This window comes from Streptomyces sp. NPDC052687 (assembly GCF_040678395.1).
GTDB lineage: Bacteria > Actinomycetota > Actinomycetes > Streptomycetales > Streptomycetaceae > Streptomyces.
The window spans coordinates 1-20151 of record NZ_JBFATR010000057.1 but is presented as its reverse complement, the minus strand read 5'-3'; the positions used below and the strand labels follow the sequence as shown (position 1 = coordinate 20151).

General features: G+C 72.7%; 17 protein-coding genes and 3 pseudogenes. 8 read left to right on the top strand and 12 right to left on the bottom strand.

All coding sequences use genetic code 11. From position 1 onward, the window contains the following. The first annotated feature begins 118 nt into the window (after positions 1-118). Together xylA and AB0K92_RS29755 are read left to right on the top strand one after the other, a co-directional pair. Positions 119-1285 (top strand): xylose isomerase, encoded by a 1167-nt coding sequence (gene xylA, locus AB0K92_RS29760; protein WP_365927973.1) that lies wholly within the window; start codon positions 119-121, stop codon positions 1283-1285. Positions 1286-1829: 544 nt separating this feature from the next. Beyond that, on the top strand, positions 1830-2168 hold the full coding sequence (locus tag AB0K92_RS29755) for a hypothetical protein (protein ID WP_365927971.1): 339 nt from the start codon (positions 1830-1832) through the stop codon (positions 2166-2168). A gap of 52 nt (positions 2169-2220) precedes the next feature. Here the strand turns inward: AB0K92_RS29755 and AB0K92_RS29750 are convergent. The 4 genes and pseudogenes from AB0K92_RS29750 to AB0K92_RS29735 form a co-directional block, all read right to left on the bottom strand. After that, positions 2221-2835: pseudogene (locus AB0K92_RS29750) on the bottom strand (histidine phosphatase family protein); the annotation flags it as partial. Positions 2836-2943: 108 nt separating this feature from the next. Beyond that, a complete protein-coding gene (locus tag AB0K92_RS29745; RefSeq protein ID WP_365927969.1) occupies positions 2944-3447 on the bottom strand; it encodes a nucleoside deaminase in 504 nt (167 codons plus the stop codon). Between the two features lie 445 nt (positions 3448-3892). Next, positions 3893-5248 carry an SWF or SNF family helicase gene (locus tag AB0K92_RS29740; protein ID WP_365927967.1) on the bottom strand — a complete coding sequence of 452 codons (1356 nt, stop codon included), beginning with the start codon at positions 5246-5248 and terminating at the stop codon, positions 3893-3895. Then, the gene (locus AB0K92_RS29735) at positions 5245-8166 is read right to left on the bottom strand and encodes a DEAD/DEAH box helicase (RefSeq protein ID WP_365927965.1); all 2922 of its coding nucleotides are present in this window, start codon (positions 8164-8166) and stop codon (positions 5245-5247) included. The genes AB0K92_RS29740 and AB0K92_RS29735 overlap by 4 nt, the downstream gene beginning before the upstream one ends. Positions 8167-8399: 233 nt before the next feature. On the opposite strand from AB0K92_RS29735, the gene AB0K92_RS29730 reads away from it, so the two are divergent. Continuing rightward, positions 8400-8582: a hypothetical protein gene (locus tag AB0K92_RS29730; protein WP_365927963.1), complete on the top strand. Its 183-nt coding sequence runs from the start codon at positions 8400-8402 to the stop codon at positions 8580-8582. A 399-nt stretch (positions 8583-8981) separates the two neighbouring features. On the opposite strand, the gene AB0K92_RS29725 is transcribed toward AB0K92_RS29730, so the two are convergent. Continuing rightward, a complete protein-coding gene (locus tag AB0K92_RS29725) occupies positions 8982-9794 on the bottom strand; it encodes a hypothetical protein (RefSeq protein WP_365927961.1) in 813 nt (270 codons plus the stop codon). 157 nt (positions 9795-9951) lie between these two features. Next, on the bottom strand, positions 9952-10248 hold the full coding sequence (locus AB0K92_RS29720) for a hypothetical protein (protein ID WP_365927959.1): 297 nt from the start codon (positions 10246-10248) through the stop codon (positions 9952-9954). 100 nt (positions 10249-10348) lie between these two features. Here AB0K92_RS29720 and AB0K92_RS29715 point away from each other — a divergent pair, with 100 nt between their 5' ends. Next, a complete protein-coding gene (locus AB0K92_RS29715) occupies positions 10349-11245 on the top strand; it encodes an oxygenase MpaB family protein (RefSeq protein ID WP_365927957.1) in 897 nt (298 codons plus the stop codon). A gap of 22 nt (positions 11246-11267) precedes the next feature. On the opposite strand, the gene AB0K92_RS29710 is transcribed toward AB0K92_RS29715, so the two are convergent. Continuing rightward, the gene (locus AB0K92_RS29710) at positions 11268-11867 is read right to left on the bottom strand and encodes a class I SAM-dependent methyltransferase (RefSeq protein ID WP_365927955.1); all 600 of its coding nucleotides are present in this window, start codon (positions 11865-11867) and stop codon (positions 11268-11270) included. A 90-nt stretch (positions 11868-11957) separates the two neighbouring features. Here AB0K92_RS29710 and AB0K92_RS29705 point away from each other — a divergent pair. Further along, positions 11958-12236, top strand: a pseudogene (locus tag AB0K92_RS29705) (ATP/GTP-binding protein); the annotation flags it as partial. 12 nt (positions 12237-12248) lie between these two features. Here the strand turns inward: AB0K92_RS29705 and AB0K92_RS29700 are convergent. Beyond that, positions 12249-12677, bottom strand: coding sequence for a PPOX class F420-dependent oxidoreductase (locus AB0K92_RS29700; protein ID WP_365927953.1), 429 nt, complete (start codon positions 12675-12677; stop codon positions 12249-12251). A 96-nt stretch (positions 12678-12773) separates the two neighbouring features. Here AB0K92_RS29700 and AB0K92_RS29695 point away from each other — a divergent pair, with 96 nt between their 5' ends. Together AB0K92_RS29695 and AB0K92_RS29690 are read left to right on the top strand one after the other, a co-directional pair. After that, the gene (locus tag AB0K92_RS29695; RefSeq protein WP_365927951.1) at positions 12774-13187 is read left to right on the top strand and encodes a roadblock/LC7 domain-containing protein; all 414 of its coding nucleotides are present in this window, start codon (positions 12774-12776) and stop codon (positions 13185-13187) included. 125 nt (positions 13188-13312) lie between these two features. Beyond that, positions 13313-14098: pseudogene (locus AB0K92_RS29690) on the top strand (DUF6397 family protein); the annotation flags it as partial. Positions 14099-14588: 490 nt separating this feature from the next. On the opposite strand, the gene AB0K92_RS29685 reads toward AB0K92_RS29690, so the two are convergent. Continuing rightward, positions 14589-15455: an acyl-CoA thioesterase II gene (locus AB0K92_RS29685; RefSeq protein WP_365927949.1), complete on the bottom strand. Its 867-nt coding sequence runs from the start codon at positions 15453-15455 to the stop codon at positions 14589-14591. A 19-nt stretch (positions 15456-15474) separates the two neighbouring features. Continuing rightward, a complete protein-coding gene (locus tag AB0K92_RS29680; protein ID WP_365927947.1) occupies positions 15475-17988 on the bottom strand; it encodes a DUF3516 domain-containing protein in 2514 nt (837 codons plus the stop codon). Between the two features lie 145 nt (positions 17989-18133). Between AB0K92_RS29680 and AB0K92_RS29675 the strand changes: the two genes are divergently transcribed. Continuing rightward, the gene (locus AB0K92_RS29675) at positions 18134-18928 is read left to right on the top strand and encodes a metal-dependent hydrolase (protein ID WP_365927945.1); all 795 of its coding nucleotides are present in this window, start codon (positions 18134-18136) and stop codon (positions 18926-18928) included. Between the two features lie 74 nt (positions 18929-19002). On the opposite strand, the gene AB0K92_RS29670 is transcribed toward AB0K92_RS29675, so the two are convergent. Both AB0K92_RS29670 and AB0K92_RS29665 read right to left on the bottom strand, forming a co-directional pair. After that, positions 19003-19263 carry a type B 50S ribosomal protein L31 gene (locus tag AB0K92_RS29670; protein WP_165995996.1) on the bottom strand — a complete coding sequence of 87 codons (261 nt, stop codon included), beginning with the start codon at positions 19261-19263 and terminating at the stop codon, positions 19003-19005. A gap of 51 nt (positions 19264-19314) precedes the next feature. Next, positions 19315-19785, bottom strand: coding sequence for a DUF5709 domain-containing protein (locus tag AB0K92_RS29665; protein ID WP_365927943.1), 471 nt, complete (start codon positions 19783-19785; stop codon positions 19315-19317). Between the last annotated feature and the right edge of the window lie 366 nt (positions 19786-20151).

Here is a 20151-nt window from a genome sequence, read left to right as displayed (position 1 = left end):
GTTCGGGAAGGTGATCGGGACCACCTTGTCTCTTCCCAGAGACGCGACCGCATACTAATTTGTAAACCGCCATGACGAAATAGTCGGCAGCGACATCGAGCGAGCAAGGAGCCGCGGCATGAACTACCAGCCCACCCCCGAGGACAGGTTCACCTTCGGCCTGTGGACCGTCGGCTGGCAGGGAAGGGACCCGTTCGGTGACGCCACGCGGCGCGCCCTCGACCCGGCCGAGACGGTCCAGCGCCTGGCCGAGCTGGGCGCCTACGGCGTCACCTTCCACGACGACGACCTGATCCCGTTCGGGTCCACCGACACCGAGCGCGAATCGCACATCAAGCGCTTCCGCCAGGCTCTGGACGCCACCGGGCTGACCGTCCCGATGGCCACCACCAACCTCTTCACGCACCCCGTCTTCAAGGACGGCGCGTTCACCGCCAACGACCGCGACGTGCGCCGCTACGCGCTGCGCAAGACCATCCGCAACATCGACCTCGCCGTCGAACTGGGCGCCGAGACGTACGTCGCCTGGGGCGGCCGCGAGGGCGCGGAGTCCGGCGCCGCCAAGGACGTACGCGTCGCCCTCGACCGGATGAAGGAGGCCTTCGACCTCCTCGGCGAGTACGTCACCTCCCAGGGCTACGACCTGCGCTTCGCCATCGAGCCCAAGCCGAACGAGCCGCGCGGTGACATCCTGCTGCCGACCGTCGGCCACGCGCTGGCCTTCATCGAGCGCCTGGAGCGGCCCGAGCTGTACGGCGTCAACCCCGAGGTCGGGCACGAGCAGATGGCCGGGCTGAACTTCCCGCACGGCATCGCGCAGGCGCTGTGGGCGGGCAAGCTCTTCCACATCGACCTCAACGGCCAGTCCGGCATCAAGTACGACCAGGACCTGCGCTTCGGCGCCGGCGATCTGCGCGCCGCGTTCTGGCTGGTCGACCTCCTGGAGAGCGCCGGTTACACCGGCCCGCGCCACTTCGACTTCAAGCCGCCGCGGACCGAGGACCTCGACGGCGTGTGGGCGTCCGCCGCCGGCTGCATGCGCAACTACCTCATCCTCAAGGAGCGTGCGGCCGCCTTCCGCGCGGACCCCGAGGTCCAGGAGGCCCTGCGCGCCGCCCGCCTCGACGAGCTGGCCCAGCCCACGGCGGCCGACGGCCTCCAGGCACTGCTCGCCGACCGCTCCGCGTTCGAGGAGTTCGACGTCGACGCGGCCGCCGCGCGGGGCATGGCCTTCGAGCGGCTGGACCAGCTGGCGATGGATCACTTGCTGGGTGCTCGGGGCTGAAGAGGGTTGCCCCTGCGGGCGGGGGGCCTCCGCGTGGGGGGGCCTCCGCGTGAGGGCGTGGGGGCGTCCTCGGCGTGAGGCCTCCGCGCGGGTAACGGTCTTCGCTCGGAAGTGACAGCCCGCGTGGGCCGGTGTCTGCCGTAAGCAGTGCCCTCGGTTCGGAGGGCTCTGCGGAGGGTGAAGGCCTCCGGCTGGCGGGCCGCCCCGCATGCGGGGCGACGCGCCCTCGCGCTCGCGCAGAGGTATCGCGCTCGCGCGCGGGATGCGGAATGTCGCGGAATCGTGCGATCCACGGCATGGGTCCGTGCCCAACTCCGCGCGGGGTCTCGCGTCAAGGCCGGTACGGCGGGACGCTGGCGGCATGGTCACGTCGCCCCCGCCGCCCGGACCACCCCAGCCGCCCCCGCCGCCCGGATCACCCCAGCCGCCCCCGCCGCCCGGACCGCCGGCCGACGCACCGCCGCCGGACGGCTTCGGACCGCCTCCCGGGGGAATTGGGGACTCCGGGCTCCCGCCAAGGCGGCGTACGCCGCTCCTCATCGCCTTGGCCGCCCTGGCGGCCGTCGTCCTGGTCGTCGTAGTGGTGCTGGCCGCCTCCGGTGATGACGGCGCGCCGGACGAGCGGCCGTCCGGCGGGCCCGGCGCGAGCCGCTCGGCGGAGCCGTCGTTCGGAATCCCGAGCGGGCTGCCCAGCGCAGTGCCGTCGCTGCCCTCCGAGTTCCCGAGCGAGCTGCCGAGCGACTTCCCCAGCGAGCTTCCCAGTGGCTTCCCGAGCGAACTGCCCAGCGGGTTCCCCACCGAACTCCCCAGCGGCATTCCCAGCCACCTTCCCAGTGGCCTCGAACCGCCGATCCCCTCCCTGGCCGAGGGCGACCTGCCGTGAGGACACGGGAAGCCGCGGCCCGAGAGAGCCGCGGCTTCGCGTGCACGTCCGTCTACGGAAGATGCCCTGTGTCGTTGAGCAGCCGTACCGACGCGTTCCCGTCCCCGTCGTAGGTCACCGCGGACAGGGACGCCGCAGCCAGCTCCATCCGGAACAGCGACTCCGCCGGCGCGCCGAGCGCCAGCCGGACCAGTGTCCGGAGCGGGCCGACGTGGGATACGACGAGCACCGTCTCCCCGGGGTGCCGAGCCAGCAGGGCATCCCGTGCCGCCGCCACGCGCCGCGCCACCGCCTCGAACGGTTCACCACCGCCCGAGGGCGCCGCCGCGGCGGACGACCGCCATGCCGCCAGGTCCCGCGCGTGGCGCTCGTGCACCTCCGCGAAGGTCAGCCCTTCCCAGGCGCCGAAGTCCGCCTCGCGCAGGTCCTCGTCGACATGGACCTCCAGGCCCAGCCGGGTGGCGACCGCCTCCGCCGTCTGCCGGCAGCGCCGCAGCGGTGACGAGACGATGGCCGCCACACCGCGACGGGCCGTCAGCACCGCCGTGGTCGCCTCGGCCTGGCGACGGCCGGCCTCGGACAGCGACGGATTCGAGCCACCGCTGCCGGAGAACCGCTTCTCCGGCGTCAGCGGCGTCTCACCGTGCCGCAGCAGCAGGAGCGTCGTCGCCGCACCCCTGCCCCCGAACGGCCACCCGGAGGCAGCCCTGGGGCCGTGGCCGTGTCCGGTCTCGCCGGATGGCGGACGCCCGCCGTGATCCACGAGGACTCGCCGTCAGTAGTCGATGCGGTCGGGCTTCGCGAGCCACGCGTCGAACGGCGCCGTGCGGTTCGCCAGGTCCAGCCGCTCGATCGACATCGGCCACATCGACGCCGGCCGCTTCTCGAAGAGGTCGTAGAACTTGCGGTCGTCGAAACCGGCCAGGGCGGCGTCGTCCCGGTCGGCGGCGAAGACGATGCGGTCGACGCGCGCCCACAGCGCGGAGGACAGACACATCGGACACGGCTCACACGAGGTGACCAGGACGCAGCCCTCGAGCGAGAAGCTGCCCAGCTGCTTGCAGGCGGCTCGCATCGCGCTCACCTCGGCGTGCGCCGTCGGGTCCAGGGTCGCGGTGACCTGGTTGTTCCCGAGCGCGACGACCTCTCTGCCCTTGGCGACCAGAGCGCCGAACGGGCCGCCGCCGTTCGCCACGCTGGTGGTGGCCAGTCCGATCGCCTCTTCCAGCCAGGTGCGCTCGAGCTCCTGGATGCCTGCTTCCTGGGTGTGCGCGGTCATGAACGGTCCTCTTTCGGAGACGGTGGGAAATCCCGGATGCGTTGTCCGTGCGGGAACATCGCTCCCATGGAGCTTGGAGGGCGTCGGTACCGCTCGTGCTGCGAACGGCGTCGTGTCCTGATTCCGATGGGCGGCTGGTCTGGCTCGGTTGCTGCGTGTGTGAGGAGTACACAGCCAATCGAGGGGAGTCAGCTAGGAGTGGAAGGCATGAAAGCCTCCGCAGGCAGGGACCGGCTCTTCGTAGGTTTGTACAACAACGATCCGGGCCGGTGACGGTAGTCAACTCCTAGGACTGCAGACGCCTGCCGCGACCGGACCGCCGCGATGCGGTCTCCAGCCGCCGGATCACGGGTGTGGCGTGAATCCACTCCCCGCGCGGGGATGGCATGCGATGGCGGGGAGCGGGCCGGGACGCGGTCGGCAGCCGCCCCCAGCCGCCGACCCGTCAGCAGTCCCCGTCTCTGCTCCGGCCCCCGTCCTGGCTTCGTTCCCCGTCCCCGTCCTCCGTTTCCTGGAGCCGTGCCGTGGCGAGTGCCGTCGCCGGGTTGCGGGCCGGGCCGCCGGCCGGGATCCAGCGGCCGCGTTCCTTGCGGTACGGCCACCAGCGGCCGTCCCGGTCCAGGCGCAGCTGGCACGGCGCGCCCACGACCGTCCACCGGTTGCCCCGCGCCCGCAGCGCCGGCCGCTCGTCGTCCTCCCAGGCCGATTCCAGGGCGGCACGCGCGCGTACGAGTGCGTCACCCTCGACCGTCCACTCCTCGTCGAACACCGACAGGGCGACCGCGCCACCCTGCTCCCAGGCCCGTACGGCCGCCGACAAGCCCTCCCGGCCGCGCCCCGAGCCATCGGCCAGCCGTTCCCACACCGCGCGCCCGGGCGCACCGGCGGCCAGCCGGACCGCGTCCTGGGCGACCGACAGCCCGGCCGCGAGGCCGTGGTCCAGGTCGACCTGCTCCGGGCCGGTCTGCACCCCGCCGACCTGCTCCGCGCCGGCGCGGAGCGCGTCCGCCAGCATCCGGTGGGCCGCCACGGCGGTCCGGGCGGCCAGGAACTGCAGGGCGGCGGGGTCGACGCCGGGCGCGGGCGTGGCCTCGGCGTCCAGGGACGGCGGCAGTCCGGGCCGGTCGGGCAGTCCGGGCAGGGCGGGCAGCGGCGGCAGGATGTCGCCGGCCGCGTACGCCTCCGCGGCGTCCACACCGGCCGGTGCCGAGGCCTCCTCGGCGCGCGCGGTGCCGCGCGCGTGGAGAGCGCCGACGAGGGCCCGCTCACCGCGACCGCGCATCAGCAGCAGGACGAAGGGATCCTCGTCGAGCAGCCGCGCCACCTGGTAGCACAGCGCGGCCGTGTGCCCGCAGTGGTCCCAGGCGCCGCAGTCGCACTCCGGCTCCAGGTCCCCCAACCCCGGCAGCAGCTCGATCCCCGCCACCGCCGCGTCCTCGACGAGGTGCGGCGGCATGTCCCGGTCCACCAGCGCGGCGACGTGCCCGGCCCGTTCGACGGCCAGCTCCAGGAAGCGGTCCCACTGCTCGTCGGACAGCTCCTCCAGCAGGACGTCGGCCCGGTGGGCGGTGCGGTCGCGGTCGTGCACGACCGCCGTGATCCGGCCCGGCCGCACGGACACCGCGCCCACCGCTCCCGCGCGGGCGAGCCGGCGCCCCGTTTTCACCTGCTGGGTGTCCAGCGCCGTGTCCTCCAGCGCCTTCAGCCAGGCCTGGCCCCACCACGTCCGGGCGAAACCTCGCCCCCGCGCGGGCGGCAGCGCCGCGAAGGTGCGCTCGGTGTCGTCGTCGTTGCGGCTCATCGCGTGCTCCCTCGCAGTGCCACCAGTTCGGCCAGCTCGGCGTCCGACAGCTCCGTCAGGGCCGCCTCGCCGGAGCCGAGCACCGCGTCGGCCAGCTCCCGCTTGCGGCTCAGCATGTCGGCGATACGGTCCTCGACCGTGCCCTCCGCGATCAGCCGGTGCACCTGCACGGGACGGGTCTGACCGATGCGGTACGCGCGGTCGGTGGCCTGCGCCTCGACAGCGGGGTTCCACCAGCGGTCGTAGTGGACGACGTGTTCCGCGCGGGTGAGGTTGAGTCCGGTGCCGGCCGCCTTCAGTGACAGCAGGAAGACGGGGACCTCGCCGTCCTGGAAGCGCCGCACCATCGCCTCGCGCTCCGGCACGGACGTCCCGCCGTGCAGGAACTGCGAGGGCACGCCCCGCGCGGACAGATGCCGTTCGATGAGCCGGGCCATCGCCACGTACTGCGTGAAGACCAGGACGCCCGCCCCCTCGGAGAGGATGGTGTCCAGCAGTTCGTCCAGCAGCTCCAGCTTCCCGGAGCGGCCGGCGATCCTCGGGTGTTCTTCCTTCAGGTACTGCGCCGGGTGGTTGCAGATCTGCTTCAGACCGGTCAGCAGCTTCACGACGAGTCCGCGCCGCGCCATGTCGTCGGCGCCCGCGATCTCCGCCAGCGTCTCGCGCACCACCGCCTCGTACAGGGCCGTCTGCTCCGGCGTGAGCGACACCGCGTGGTCCGTCTCCGTCTTCGGCGGCAGCTCCGGAGCGATCCCCGGGTCGGACTTGCGGCGGCGCAGCAGGAACGGGCGTACCAGCCTGGACAGCCGGTCCGCGGCGACGGCGTCCCGTCCGCTCTCAACCGCCTGCGCGTACCGCGCGCGGAAGGCGCCCAGCCGGCCCAGGAGCCCCGGGGTCGTCCAGTCGAGGATCGCCCACAGTTCGGAGAGGTTGTTCTCCACCGGGGTGCCGGTGAGCGCCACGCGCGCGCGGGCGCCGATGGAACGCAGGGCCCGCGCGGTCGCCGCGTACGGGTTCTTCACGTGCTGGGCCTCGTCGGCCACCACGAGCCCCCACGGCACCTCGGCCAGCCGCTGCGCGTCCAGGCGCATCGTGCCGTAGGTGGTGAGCACGAACTCTCCGTCCGCCAGGCCTTCGAGATCGCGCCGGGCACCGTGGAAACGGCGCACCGGTGTGCCGGGCGCGAACTTCTCGATCTCGCGCTGCCAGTTGCCCATCAGGGACGTGGGGCAGACCACCAGGGTCGGTCCCGCGGCCGAGGGGTCGGTCTGCCGGTGCAGATGCAGCGCGATCAGCGTGACGGTCTTGCCGAGGCCCATGTCGTCGGCGAGGCAGCAGCCCAGCCCCAGGGATGTCATCCGGGCCAGCCAGCTCAGGCCTCGCCGCTGGTAGTCGCGCAGTTCGGCGGCGAGACCGGCGGGCTGGGGGACCGGCTCCTGGCCCTCGGGGTCGGCGAGCCGCTCGCGCAGCCCGGCCAGCCACCCCGTGGCCCGGACCTCGACCCGGGCGCCGTCGACCTCCGTGGAGCCCGTCAGCGCGGCGCCCAGCGCGTCGATGGGGGTGACCTTGCGGTCCTGCCGGTCACGTGCCCGGCGCACCTCCCGCGGGTCGACCAGGACCCACTGGTCGCGCAGCCGGACGAGGGGACGGTTGGCCTCGGCGAGCCGGTCCAGCTCCTCGCGGGACAGCCGCTGGTCGCCGAGCGCGAACGACCAGCTGAAGGCGAGCAGCGCGTCGGCGGACAGGAACGACGGCGTGTCCGCGGAGAGCCTGCCGCCGCCCGGCTCGTCGTCCGCCGGTCCGACGACCGCGCGCGTGGTCAGATCGCGGGCCAGCTCCCTCGGCCAGTGCACGTCGACCCCGGCGGTGGCGAGCGCCGCCGCCCCCTCGCCCAGCAGCTCGGTGACCTCGTCGTCGGCCAGTTCCACGGCGTCCGGCACGGCGGCCGAAAGCAGCGGGCTCAGCGCCGGCCACGCCCGCGCCGCGCGCCGCAGCGCCACCAGGGCGTCCATCCGCGCGCGCGGACCGAAGGCGCGGCTCGTGGCGTCCGTCGCGGCCCACACCTCGGCCGCGTCCGCGACCAGCGACGGATCGCTGACCAGGTGCACCTGCGGAACGGCCCGGAAGACGGGCCCTGCCGCGCGGGACGCGTCCCCCGGCACGTCCTGCGGTACGTCCTCCGATGCGTCCCGCAGTGACTCCGACAGACCGCTCACCTCGATCCGCAGCGAGATCCGTACGCCCGCGTCGTGGCCGGCGGCAATGTCGGCGGCCCAGGCCCGCTGGGCGGGCAGGTGCTGCGGCTCCGGTGCCGCGTAGGCCGGTGCGCCGGTGACGAGCGGTGCGGCGGGGGAGCGGGGCAGGGTGTCGGCGACCGCGTCCAGGAAGGACCGCAGCAGCTCCTCGGGGTCGGGCAGGCGCAACGGCTCGGCAGCCGTCACCGGGACGGCGTGCGCCTCGGGCGGCATCGCGGCGGCGAGCCGGCGCACCTCCTCGGTCTCCTGCGCGCGCAGGGGGCCCGCGCGCCACGCGTCGTGGTCGCTGGGGGACAGACCGGGCAGCAGCAGGCCGCGCGCCGTGAAGCGCAGGGCCAGGAGGGCCGCGGCGCCCCAGAACACGCTCGCCCGGTGCCCGTGGGCGGCGACACGCGCGCGTGCGAGGAGGGGGAGGGCCGCGCGCACCGGCAGCAGAAGAGCGGGCACGGTGACCGGCTCGACCCCCTCGTCACCGGGCAGCACGACGGTCAGGTCGGTGAGCGTGCCGGCGGCGGCGTCCGGTGGGGCCTCACCGTCGGGCCGCCAGAAGGCGACGCCGCCGGTACGGGCCGGATCACCGGGCACGAACACCGCGCAGCAGCGGGCCAGTTCGGTGGTGTCGGAAGAGGTTGCCGGAGTAGTCCACTGCACAGTGCGTCGCATTCCTCAAATTTGACTACCTGCGGTCGGAATCGCCGAGGGTACAGCACGAGATCGATGGACCCGTCATGCTGGGGCTGTGAGCTGAGTCACTGGAGGAGGAGCGGTTCGGGTAGCCCTGAGGCCCCTCAGGGGTGAGCATCAGGGATGTCTCAGGGACACGGCTCGGAACTGCCTGCGGCACGGGGCCGTTTTCCCAGCAGAGAGCGGCAGTGGCCGCGAAGGAGGCGACGCACATGTCGAAGAACGCGAAGATCGCCGCGGGAGGTGTGGCGGTCGGACTGATCCTCTGGATCTGGCTGCCGTGGTGGGTCGCCCTGCTGATCGTGCTCGGCGTCCCGGCCGCCGCGTATCTCGCCCTGGACCCCGGACAGCGGCGCAGGCTGCGCCGCGTCACCCGCAAGGAGCTGGGTCGCTAGCCCCGGTTCCGGCGGCGCGGAAGAGGACGGCGGCGGGTGCCGCGTCGAAGGGAGAGCGGGCGGGAGTGGCGAGAACACTCCGCCGCCCTGGCGGAGTCCCAGACCGCCGCGCACCCGCCGGCGTCCCGCGGCGCGCAGCCCGCCGACCGTCCGAGGGGGCCGCCGGTGACCCGCCGCCCACCCACTGCCACCGCCACCGACACCGCCTCAGTGCTCCCCAGCGGTCCCGGGAGGTACGGCGTTCGCCCAGCAGCAGCGCTTACCAGCTCCAGCAGCCCCAGCGCCCGCCGACGCGTCGCCTGTCCGCCGCCCTCGGGAGCAACGGCGCGCCGCCATTGCTCGACCACACAGCTCGACCACACAACTCGGCCACTCCGCTCGGCCGCTCAGCTCGACCATTCAGCTCGGCCGCACGGCCATCTTGTCCAGCGCCTCCAGCAACCCCGGCAGCTCTGGCCCACGCCCCACCGGCAGCACCTCGCCCGGCACCTCGTCGAGCAGCACGAATGCGATGTCGTCGGTCCTCGCCACCAAGGACCAGCCCGGACCGTCGGCGCGCAGGGTCCGCGCGTCGCCCGGAGCGAACGACGACCGGACCCGCCCCAGCGGCGGCGGGCTGTCCACGTACGCGCGCGCCTCCGCCAGCACCCGCCGCACCCCGCTGTGCCCGGGCCCCTGCCTGCCCGTACCGCCGCCGTCGGGGGTGGCGAACTCGGCGTCGTCGATCTGCTCCCGCCACTGCGCCCACTGAAGAGCGATCTCGTCGGCCCCGAGCCGCCGCTGGGCGGAACCCCAGGCGCTGGTGTCGGGTGGCGAGAGCGGGGGCCGCCCGGCCACCTCGAGCCCGGGGTCGTGCGGCGCGGGAACCCCGGGCGCGGCCACGGCGACCGCGAGCGGCCAGCCGGGCAGCGCGGCGACCACGCTGCGCTCGTCCGGCGACAGGTCGTACTCCATCCCGCAGTCCCAGGAGGCGATGGCGACGGCCACCAGCGACACGTCGTCGGTGACCACGGTCCACCGCGCGCCGTCGCCGTCCTGACCGAGCACCAGGCCGTACCCATCGGCGAGCGGTGCCAGGCCGAGGGCCGCACAGGCCTCCGGGTAGTCGTCGCCCAGCACGCTCGGGAACTTCGCCGGTGTCAGCAGCACCGCCGTCAGCACATACAGCGCGTCGTCCGCGGCGGCGACGGCTTCCTCGTCCGTACCAGCCATCACAGCCTCCCCAGGGGTTCGTCCAACGGCGCGCACCCTAGTGCGCCCGGGAGCCGCTTGTCACGACCCCGACAGCCGCGCGGAGCTGCGGTGACTCGAGCCGGACGGGGGAACGACCGCGGGCGGACCGCGGACCGCGGACCGCAGTCCGCGGCCCTCAGGCCGCCGGCAGCCCCAGCAGATCCCGCGCCACGGTCTGCGGTGACTCGCCGCGCTCCCGCGCGAGCGCGATGACGGCCCGGCACGCCAGCTCGTTCACCCCGAACGACAGAGCCTCCGGCGACACCCAGCCCGCCGCCTCGTCACTGCGCTCCTGGTCGTCCTCCGCGCACGCCGACACATAGACGGCGGCCGCCTCGAAAAGGTTGTGCGTCCGGGTGTCACGGCCGGCCGCCCGCTCCTCCCGCGCGGCACCCCGGAACTTCCCCCACGCCTCCCGCACCCTGCCGAACATGCCGACCACCTTCCCCCTGTGAGGTTCACGTCGCTGATCGTTTCAATCGCTCTACCTCAACGTAGAGTTGGAGCTTCCGCTGCAGAAGGGGGAGGGCGCAGTGAAGCGATTCTCGCGGCTGGAACAGATCCGGCGGATGGACCCGTACAAGGAGGCGACCGCGATCCACCGGCTCAGTTCCGCGTACGAGTTCCCCTGGGACTACACCCGCGCACTGGAACTGGCTCTCTACCGCACCTACGCCGTCCCCCGCATCGGCCGCCTGCTCGCCGAGACCGCCGAGCTGACGGACCGCCCGCAGAAGCGCTACGACGACACGGCGCTCCTCCTCGACGCCCTTGTGGAGCACGGCTTCGACAGCATCGAGGGCCGCACGGCGGTGCGCCGCATCAACCAGATGCACCGCACCTACGACATCTCCGACGACGACATGCGGTATGTGCTGTGCACCTTCGTCGTCATGCCCCGCCGGTGGATCGACGCCTACGCGTGGCGCCGGCTCTCGCGCCACGAGATCGTCGCCTCCAGCGTGCACTACGGCACGCTGGGACGGTACATGGGCATCAAGGACGTCCCCGAGACGTACGAGGAGTTCGAGACCTTCCTCGACGAATACGAGGCCGCGCACTTCGACTGGGACCCCGACGCGCGCCGGGTCTCGGACGCCACGCTCGACTTGATGGGCTCCTGGTACCCGCGTCCGCTCGCCCCGCTGCTGCGCACCGCCACGCTCGCCCTCCTGGACGACTCCCTGCTGCGAGCCTTCCGCTATCCGGCGCCGAGCCCCGCCACCCGCGCCCTGGTCCGCCGCGCGGTGCGGCTGCGGGGCCGGACCGTCCGGTTGCTCCCTCCGCGCCGCGCCCCGCACTTCGCCCGGCAGAACCGGGAGATCAAGGGCTACCCCGACGGCTACCGGCTCGCGGACCTCGGCACCTGGCCGACCCCCGGCGTGCGCGGCTGCCCCGTACGGCACCTCGGCGGTCCGCCCGCCGAATGACCCCCGGGTGGCCCGCAGCGGCTCAGCCCTCCCGTACGGCGAGCACCAGGAACCGCGCGTCCTCGTCGACGTACGAGGTCATACGCCAGCCCGAGGCGGCGAGCAGCGGGCGCAGACGGGGCGCCGCGCGGAGGTCGTCCGGGCCGATCTGCCGTCCGTGCCGGGCGGCCAGCGCGGCACGGCCGATCGGATGGAACAGGGCGAGCAGCCCGCCGGGGCGCACCACCCGAGCCAGCTCCCTCAGATTCGCGTCCGGCTCGGGCAGATGGGAGATGAGACCGGCGCCGAAGACCGCGTCCAGTGACCCCGTCCGCAGGGGGAGCGCGGCCACGTCGGCGAGGAGCAGCCGCCCGTCCCGGTCCCTCCCGGCCCGCACGGCGGCCGCCAGCATCGCGGGTGTCAGATCCAGTCCGAGCACCACGCCGGACGGGCCCACCGCCGCGCGCAGCGGCGGCAGGGCGCGTCCGGTGCCGCAGCCCGCGTCGAGTACGCGGTCGCCCGCGCGGAGCCCCAGTTCGGCTACCGCGGCGGCGTAGGCCGGACCGTCGTCGGGGAACCGGCTGTCCCAGTCGGCCGCGCGGGCGGTGAAGAACTCCTGGACGTGCGTGCGGTCGTCGCTCATGTCCGCATGATCTCTCACCGGCACGGATGACGTCTCGGTGCACAGGTTCGACCGCGACGCGATCGTTCAGGTACATATGTCGTCATATCCGCCGTCGTCCTCGCCGACACCCGCCGCCTGGAGGACTGCTTCCCTGCGGTGGACTACTTCGAGCACCGGCGCATCCCGTTCGTGGTCGCCGTCAACTGCTTCGCCGGCGCCCGCACGTACGGCGCCCACGACGTCTCCCGCGCCCTCGACCTGGACCAGGGCACCCCGGTCGTCCTCTGCGACGCCCGCGACCGCGACTCCGGCAAGGAGGTGCTGATCCGGCTCGTCGAGTACGCCGGGCGGATGCACACCGCCCGGCTGCTCGACTCGGTGAGCTGAGGCGTGGCCGCTTCAGTCGGCCACGCCCTTCTCCGCCAGGACCTTGCCGATGGTGACCCGGACCAGGAGTTCGCCGGGTACGCCGTTGCGCGCCCCGAACTCCTCGGCGCGGTCCTCGCCCATGTACCGCGCCCCGATCCGGGCGGCCCAGTGCCGCAGTTCGTCCAGGTCCTCCGAGAGCCGGGCGCGGCCCCGCAGGACCACGTAGTCGTAGGGCGGACGGTCATCGTCCACACAGAGCGCCACCCGGCCGTCGCGGGCCAGGTTGCGTCCCTTCACGCTGTCCTTGCCGGTCGTGAACACCACCTCGTCCCCGTCCAGCAGGAACCAGACGGGTGCCACGTGCGGGCTGCCGTCCCGCCGGACGGTCGACAGCTTTCCGGTGCGGGTGCCGTACGAGACGAACTCCCGCCATTCCGCGTCGGTCATCTTCTCTGCCATGCCTCCCATCCTCCTTGCCCGCACGCCGGTCCTGGGGAAGGCTGACGGAGAGATCTCCTCCGGACCGGGGGAGACATCACACGGGGAGACCGGAACATGGCGCACAACCAGGGACTTGGCTGGCTGCTGGACGACCTGACCGAGCGTGTCGAACATGTGCGGCACGCACTCGTCCTGTCCAACGACGGGCTGGTGACGGGAGCCAGCACGGGACTGCGACGCGAGGACGCCGAGCATCTGGCCGCCGTCGCCTCCGGGTTGCACAGCCTGGCCAAGGGTTCGGGGCGGCACTTCGGCGCGGGCAGCGTCCGGCAGACGATGGTCGAGTTCGACGACGCGGTGCTGTTCGTGACCGCGGCGGGCAGCGGCAGCTGTCTGTGCGTGCTGAGCGGCGCCGAGGCCGACATCGGCCAGATCGGCTACGAGATGACCCTGCTGGTCAACCGGGTGGGCGAACACCTCGGCGTGGACGTCCGCCGCCCGGAGCCCACCTCTTCCGCCGACCTCTGACCAGCACGTTCGTCATCCCCCGTGGAGTTATCCACAGGCTCGGCGCGTTGTCGGCGGGACCGGTTACGTTGGTGTCACCGCGAACGCACGGAGCGTGAGCGTACGACTTCACGGGGGAGACCGACATGTCAGGCAGCACCATCACGTCACCGGACCACCTCACCATGACGCCGGGCCGGGCCGCCCGCGAACTCGGGCTGAAGCGCACGGAGTTCGATCTCGCGGTGAACCTCGGCCGCATCCGCACCGTGCCTGACGAGGGAGGCGGAGGACGCAGGATGGTCCTTCGCGCGGAAGTCGACCGGATCCGCTCGGCGGAGGGCTTCCCGGAAGCGCTCCTCGACAGCCTGCGCACGGTCGGGACCCGGGACGCCGCGGCCCTCGTGGGCGTGACGGACACTCGGTTCACCCGCCTCGCCCGCCTGGGGCTCGTCACGCCGGTCCGCTTCTTCATCAACCGCTACCGAGCTGTCGTCTGGCTCTATCTCGCCGACGAGCTGCAGCAGTTCGCCGCGGACGAGAAGCACGCGCCGCTGATGAAGGGCCGTATGCCCGCGGGGCTGCGCGAGCAGCTGGACGCCGGGCTCGATCTGCGGCCCCGGAACTGGCGGGGTCGTCACCTGGGGTTCCTGCTGCGGCGGGCCGAGAATCCCTGGGAGCGGGCCGGTGCAGTAGCCGCGCTCCTCGACCCGGTCCGGATCTCGGAACTGGTCAAGGACCCCTACGAGCGCGCCCACCTGAACCGCTTCCGGCCCGGTCCCCCCGCCCAGAGCGCCCCGGGGTCGCCGGCAGCCCGGCTCGCCGCGACGATCGCGACGGCGGGCGATGCGGACGAGATCGCCTGGCTGCGGGCCGAGCTGACCCGATCTCTGGAGGAGGCCCGCGCCCACCGACCGGCACCACGCCCGGCGCTACGACGGCCACCGTCAGCGTCAGACACTGCGCCCCCGCGCGGCGAGCCGGGCGACCCGGTCGTACTCCTCGCGCAGCGGTCGGCCTCGGGCCCCGCGTTGCGGCTCGTCACGCCTGCGCCCGAGCCCGCGTCTCCGTTCGCCTCCTCCGCGCCAGGCGCGGCCGTCCCGCACGCCTGGCTGCCTTCACGCCCCCTACCTGGGCAGCCAGGGCGCGCCGACCGGCCGGCACCGCACTGGGCCCGTCCGCACCCGACCGACACCGAGGAGGCACCACCGGGACGGGCACCGCAGCGTCGTCCACTCGACGCGGAACGGCAGCCCCACCCCAGCCGGCAGTCCGACCCGGGTCGGCAGCCCCACCTCAGCCTGCAGCCCGACCCGGGCCGGCGGCGCGGGCCGGGGCGGCAGCGGGAGACAACGCGGCAGCACCGGCCGGAACGACGGTCACGTGGCCTGCTGGGGTGGCTGCGCGGCAGAGGCTCTTGAGCTACAGCGCGCGGAAGAGCCCTTCCTGGACGACGGACACCAGCAGGCGCCCCTCCAGGTCGTAGATCCGCCCACGCGCCAGACCCCGGCCGCCCGTCGCGATCGGCGACTCCTGGTCGTACAGGAACCACTCGTCCGCGCGGAACGGCCGGTGGAACCACATCGCGTGGTCCAGCGACGCCATGTCGAAGCCGCGCGGGCCCCACAAGGGCTCGACCGGGATGCGCACGGCGTCCAGGAGGGTCATGTCGCTGGCGTACGTCAGGGCACAGGTGTGGACCAGCGGGTCGTCGCCGAGCGGCCCGACCGCTCGCATCCACACCGCGCTGCGCGGCTCCGCGCCCTCGATCTCCTCGGGCTTCCAGCGCAGCCGGTCCACATAGCGGATGTCGAAGGGCTGACGGCGCGCCATCCGCTCCAACTGCTCGGGCAGCGAGCCCAGATGCTCGCGGATTTCGTCGGTGACCGTCGGCAGCGACTCCGGATCCGGAACCTTCCGGGCCGGCGGCAGCTGGTGCTCGAAGCTCCCTTGCTCAGGCTGGTGAAAGGAGGCGGTGAGATTGAAGATCGTGCGGCCCTGCTGCACGGCCGTGACCCGGCGGGTCGTGAACGACCGCCCGTCGCGGACCCGTTCCACCTGGTACACGATCGGCACACCGGGCCGGCCCGGGCGCAGGAAGTACGCGTGCAGCGAGTGCACCGGGCGGTCGCCCTCCGTGGTGCGCCCGGCGGCGACCAGCGCCTGGCCGGCCACTTGGCCGCCGAAGACCCGCTGCAGGGACTCGTCGGGGCTGCGGCCACGGAAGATGTTGACCTCGATCTGCTCCAGGTCGAGCAGGTCGACCAGTCTCTCGGCCGGGTTCGTCATGGGTGTCTTTCTCCTGTGCTCACAGCTGGCCGACGTCGGTCACACGGATCACGGCGCGGCCTTCCGCGTCGGAGGCGGCGAGGTCGACCTCCGCGCTGATGCCCCAGTCGTGATCGCCGTTCGGATCGTCGAAGATCTGCCGGACGCGCCACAGACCGTTCTGCGGCTCCTCCTCGATGATCAGCAGCTTGGGACCGCGCGCGTCCGGGCCGGTGCCCAGCTCCTCGTACTCGTCCCAGTACTTGTCCATCGCCTCGCCCCAGGCCTCGGCGTCCCAGCCGGACTCCGCGTCCAGCTCGCCCAGCTCCTCGACCTGGTCGAGGGCGGCCAGCTCGACCCGGCGGAACATCGCGTTGCGCACCAGGACGCGGAAAGCCCGCGCGTTGGTGGTGACCGGCTTGACCTGGTCGGCCTTCTCCTGGGCCTCCTCGGCGGTCATCTCCTCGGGGTTGGCCAGCTGCTCCCACTCGTCGAGGAGGCTGGAGTCGACCTGGCGGACCATCTCGCCGAGCCACTCGATGAGGTCCTGCAGATCCTCGGACTTCAGATCGTCGGGGACGGTGTGGTCGAGCGCCTTGTACGCGCTGGCCAGGTAGCGCAGCACGATGCCCTCGGTGCGGGCCAGTTCGTAGTGGGACACCAGCTCCGTGAAGGACATCGCCCGCTCGTACATGTCGCGGACGACCGACTTCGGCGACAGCGGATGGTCACCGACCCAGGGGTGGCTCTTGCGGTACGTGTTGTACGCGTGGGAGAGCAGTTCCTCCAGCGGCTTCGGGTAGGTGATGTCCTGGAGGCGTTCCATGCGCTCCTCGTACTCGACCCCGTCCGCCTTCATCGCGGCCACGGCCTCACCGCGCGCCTTGTTCTGCTGCGCGGCGAGGATCTGCCGGGGGTCGTCCAGCGTGGACTCCACGACGGACACCATGTCCAGCGCGTACGACGGCGACTCCGGGTCCAGCAGCTCGAACGCGGCGAGCGCGAAGGTGGACAGCGGCTGGTTGAGCGCGAAGTCCTGCTGGAGGTCGACGGTGAGCCGGACGATGCGGCCCTCCGCGTCCGGCTTGTCCAGCTTCTCGACGATGCCGCCGTCCAGCAGCGAGCGGTAGATCGCGATGGCCCGCCGGATGTGCCGCAGCTGCTGCTTGCGCGGCTCGTGATTGTCCTCCAGCAGCCGGCGCATCGCCTCGAAGGCGTTGCCGGGGCGCGCGATCACCGACAGCAGCATGGTGTGGGTCACCCGGAAACGCGATGTCAGCGGCTCCGGCTCCGAGGCGATCAGCTTCTCGAAGGTGTCCTCCGACCACGCCACAAAACCCTCGGGCGCCTTCTTGCGGACCACCTTGCGGCGCTTCTTCGGGTCGTCGCCCGCCTTGGCGAGCGCCTTCTCGTTCTCGATGACGTGCTCGGGAGCCTGGGCGACGACGAAACCGGCCGTGTCGAAACCGGCGCGTCCCGCGCGACCCGCGATCTGGTGGAACTCGCGCGCCCGCAGAGTGCGCACGCGGCTGCCGTCGTACTTGGTCAGCGCCGTGAACAGCACGGTGCGGATGGGCACGTTGACGCCGACACCGAGCGTGTCGGTACCGCAGATCACCTTCAGCAGGCCGGCCTGGGCCAGCTTCTCCACCAGACGCCGGTACTTGGGCAGCATGCCGGCGTGGTGCACGCCGATGCCGTGCCGTACGTAACGGGAGAGGTTGCGGCCGAACTTGGTGGTGAAGCGGAAGTTGCCGATCAGCTCGGCGATCCGCTCCTTCTCCTCCTTCGAGCACATGTTGATGCTCATCAGTGCCTGCGCCCGCTCCACCGCCTGCGCCTGGGTGAAGTGCACGATGTAGACCGGCGCCTGCTGGGTCTGGAGCAGCTCGGTCAGCGTCTCGGTGAGCGGGGTGCGCCGGTACTCGTAGGAGAGCGGGACCGGTCGCGTCGCCGAGCGGACCACCGAGGTCGGGCGACCGGTGCGCCGGGTCAGGTCCTTCTCGAACATGGAGACGTCGCCGAGCGTGGCCGACATCAAAATGAACTGCGCCTGCGGCAGCTCGAGGATCGGGATCTGCCAGGCCCAGCCGCGGTCCGGCTCGGCGTAGAAGTGGAACTCGTCCATGACGACCTGGCCGACGTCCGCGTCCTTGCCGTCGCGCAGCGCGATGGAGGCGAGCACCTCGGCGGTGCAGCAGATGACCGGGGCGTCCGCGTTGACCGACGCGTCACCGGTCAGCATGCCGACGTTCTCGGTGCCGAAGAGCTTGCACAGCTCGAAGAACTTCTCCGAGACCAGCGCCTTGATCGGAGCGGTGTAGAAGGTGACCTCGTCGCGGGCGAGCGCGGCGAAGTGCGCGCCGGCGGCGATCATGCTCTTGCCGGAGCCGGTCGGCGTCGAGACGATCACGTTCGCGCCGGACACCACCTCGATCAGCGCCTCCTCCTGGTGGGGATAGAGGGTGAGGCCGCGCTCCTGAGTCCACGACTCGAAGGCTTCGTACAGGGCGTCGGGGTCGGCGGTCGGCGGCAGCTGATCGATGAGGGTCACGCCCCCATCTTGCCTGGCCTCCCGCCCGATGCGGCAATCGGATGCCCGTACGAAGATCACGAACGCTACGCTGTGTCGCCGACGTGGCATCAGCACGCGCGGTCAACTGGACAGCGGCGGACGAGGAACGGGGCGGACAGCGGCGATGATGGGACCAGCACACTCACTCTCCGGTGCCGCCGCCTGGCTCGGCGTCGGAGCGGCCGCCGCGGCGGCGGGGCACGCCATGCCGTGGCCGGTGCTGCTGGCGGGCGCCCTGATCTGCGCGGGTGCTGCGCTCGCCCCCGACCTCGACCACAAGGCCGCGACCATCTCGCGGGCCTTCGGCCCCCTCTCGCGGGGCCTGTGCGAGATCGTGGACAAGCTCTCGTACGCCGTCTACAAGGCCACCAAGAAGCAAGGCGACCCGCGGCGCTCCGGCGGGCACCGCACCTTGACGCACACCTGGCTGTGGGCGGTGCTGATCGGCGTCGGCACCTCGGTGCTGGCGATCACGGGGGAGCGCTGGGCGGTGCTCGCGATCCTCTTCGTGCACATGGTGCTGGCGATCGAGGGCCTGCTGTGGCGGGCGACGCGCGGCTCCAGCAGCGACGTCCTGGTGTGGCTGCTGGCAGCGACCAGCGCGTGGATCATCGCCGGAATTCTGGACCAGCCGGGCAATGGTGCGGACTGGCTGTTCTCGGCGCCGGGGCAGGAGTACCTGTGGCTCGGGTTGCCGGTGGTGCTGGGCGCGCTGGTGCACGACATCGGGGACGCGCTGACGGTGTCGGGCTGCCCGATCCTGTGGCCGATCCCGGTGGGACGCAAGCGCTGGTACCCGGTGGGCCCGCCGAGGGCCATGCGGTTCCGGGCGGGCGGCTGGGTGGAGCTGAAGGTGCTGATGCCGGCGTTCATGCTGCTCGGGGGAGTGGGCGGGGCGGCCGCGCTCAATGTGATCTGAGTGCCGCGCTACGGGCGGCCCGCTGCCGCCCGGAGGGCCGTTGCCGTTCAGCGCACCGATGCCGGCCGGCGGGGTCAGCCCTGCGGGCGGGTCCCCTCGCCGTAGCGCCGCTCGAAGCGGGCGATGCGGCCCTCGGTGTCCACCGTGCGGGCCTTGCCGGTGTAGAAGGGGTGGCTCTCGGAGGAGATCTCCACGTCCACCACCGGGTAGGTCTCGCCGTCGTCCCATTCGATGGTCTGGTCGCTGGTCGCGGTGGACCGGGTCAGGAAGGCGTAGCCGGCGGCCCGGTCACGGAAGACGACGGGGTGGTAGTCGGGGTGCTTGTCCTGCTGCATGGCTGCTCCAGGTGGGGCGGGGACAGGGGACGGGGTTCGCGGCCGGCACGCTCAGCCGGGCAGGGACTCCTCGTCGACGATGTGCACGGCGGCCTCCTCCGCGGAGGCGGCGGCGCCGTCGATGCCGACGTCCATGGCGACCAGCGCGGCCTCCTCGTCCTCGTGCGCGCCTTCGTCGGGGGCGACGAGGCGGCCCGAACGGGCGGCGCCGACCTCGTTGTCCAGAAGCTCGCCGTCCGTGTCCGCCGCGTCGCCGAGACCGTCACCGTCCGGTACGGCGAGGTCGGGCTGCTCTTCGGCCAGCCGCTGGTCCAGCGTCTCCCCGGCCCGGCGCTCGGCCGCCGTCACACCGATGTGCTCCACCGCCCACGGTCGCTCGGGAGGGGACCAGCCCCGGTCGAGGGGATTGTCGACACCGTCGTACTCCAGGGTGTCTTCCGCGTCGAGCACGCCCGTGTCCTCGCGTTGGTCGGACGCGTCGGGCTGGTAGACGTCGTCTCCCCATCCGTCGGCGCTGTTCACGGGTACCTCCAGGGGGTGGGGACGGGACCGTTCTCACCGCGGCGGGCGGCGGACCGCGACCGTCCGCGCCGTGGGCACGGACTCCACCCGCCACGGACCGCGGGTGCGCCCCCGAAACGGCGCCGCCGCTATCCAGCCTTCCACCCCTGTTCGGAACCGCGCAACGGCAAGGGTCCGGGGGTGGGGCGCCCCACCCCGCGCGCGGGGGCGCCCGTGGCGGGGCCGGGCGGGCGACGCCCACGGCAGCATCTCCGCCGCGGCACCGACCGCCGGGAGCGCCACGCCCTCGCCTTCAGCCCCGGACGCTCCCGCACGCTCGCTGTCATCGCTTTCACCCCCGGACCGCCCCGCGCGCCCGCCTCGGGC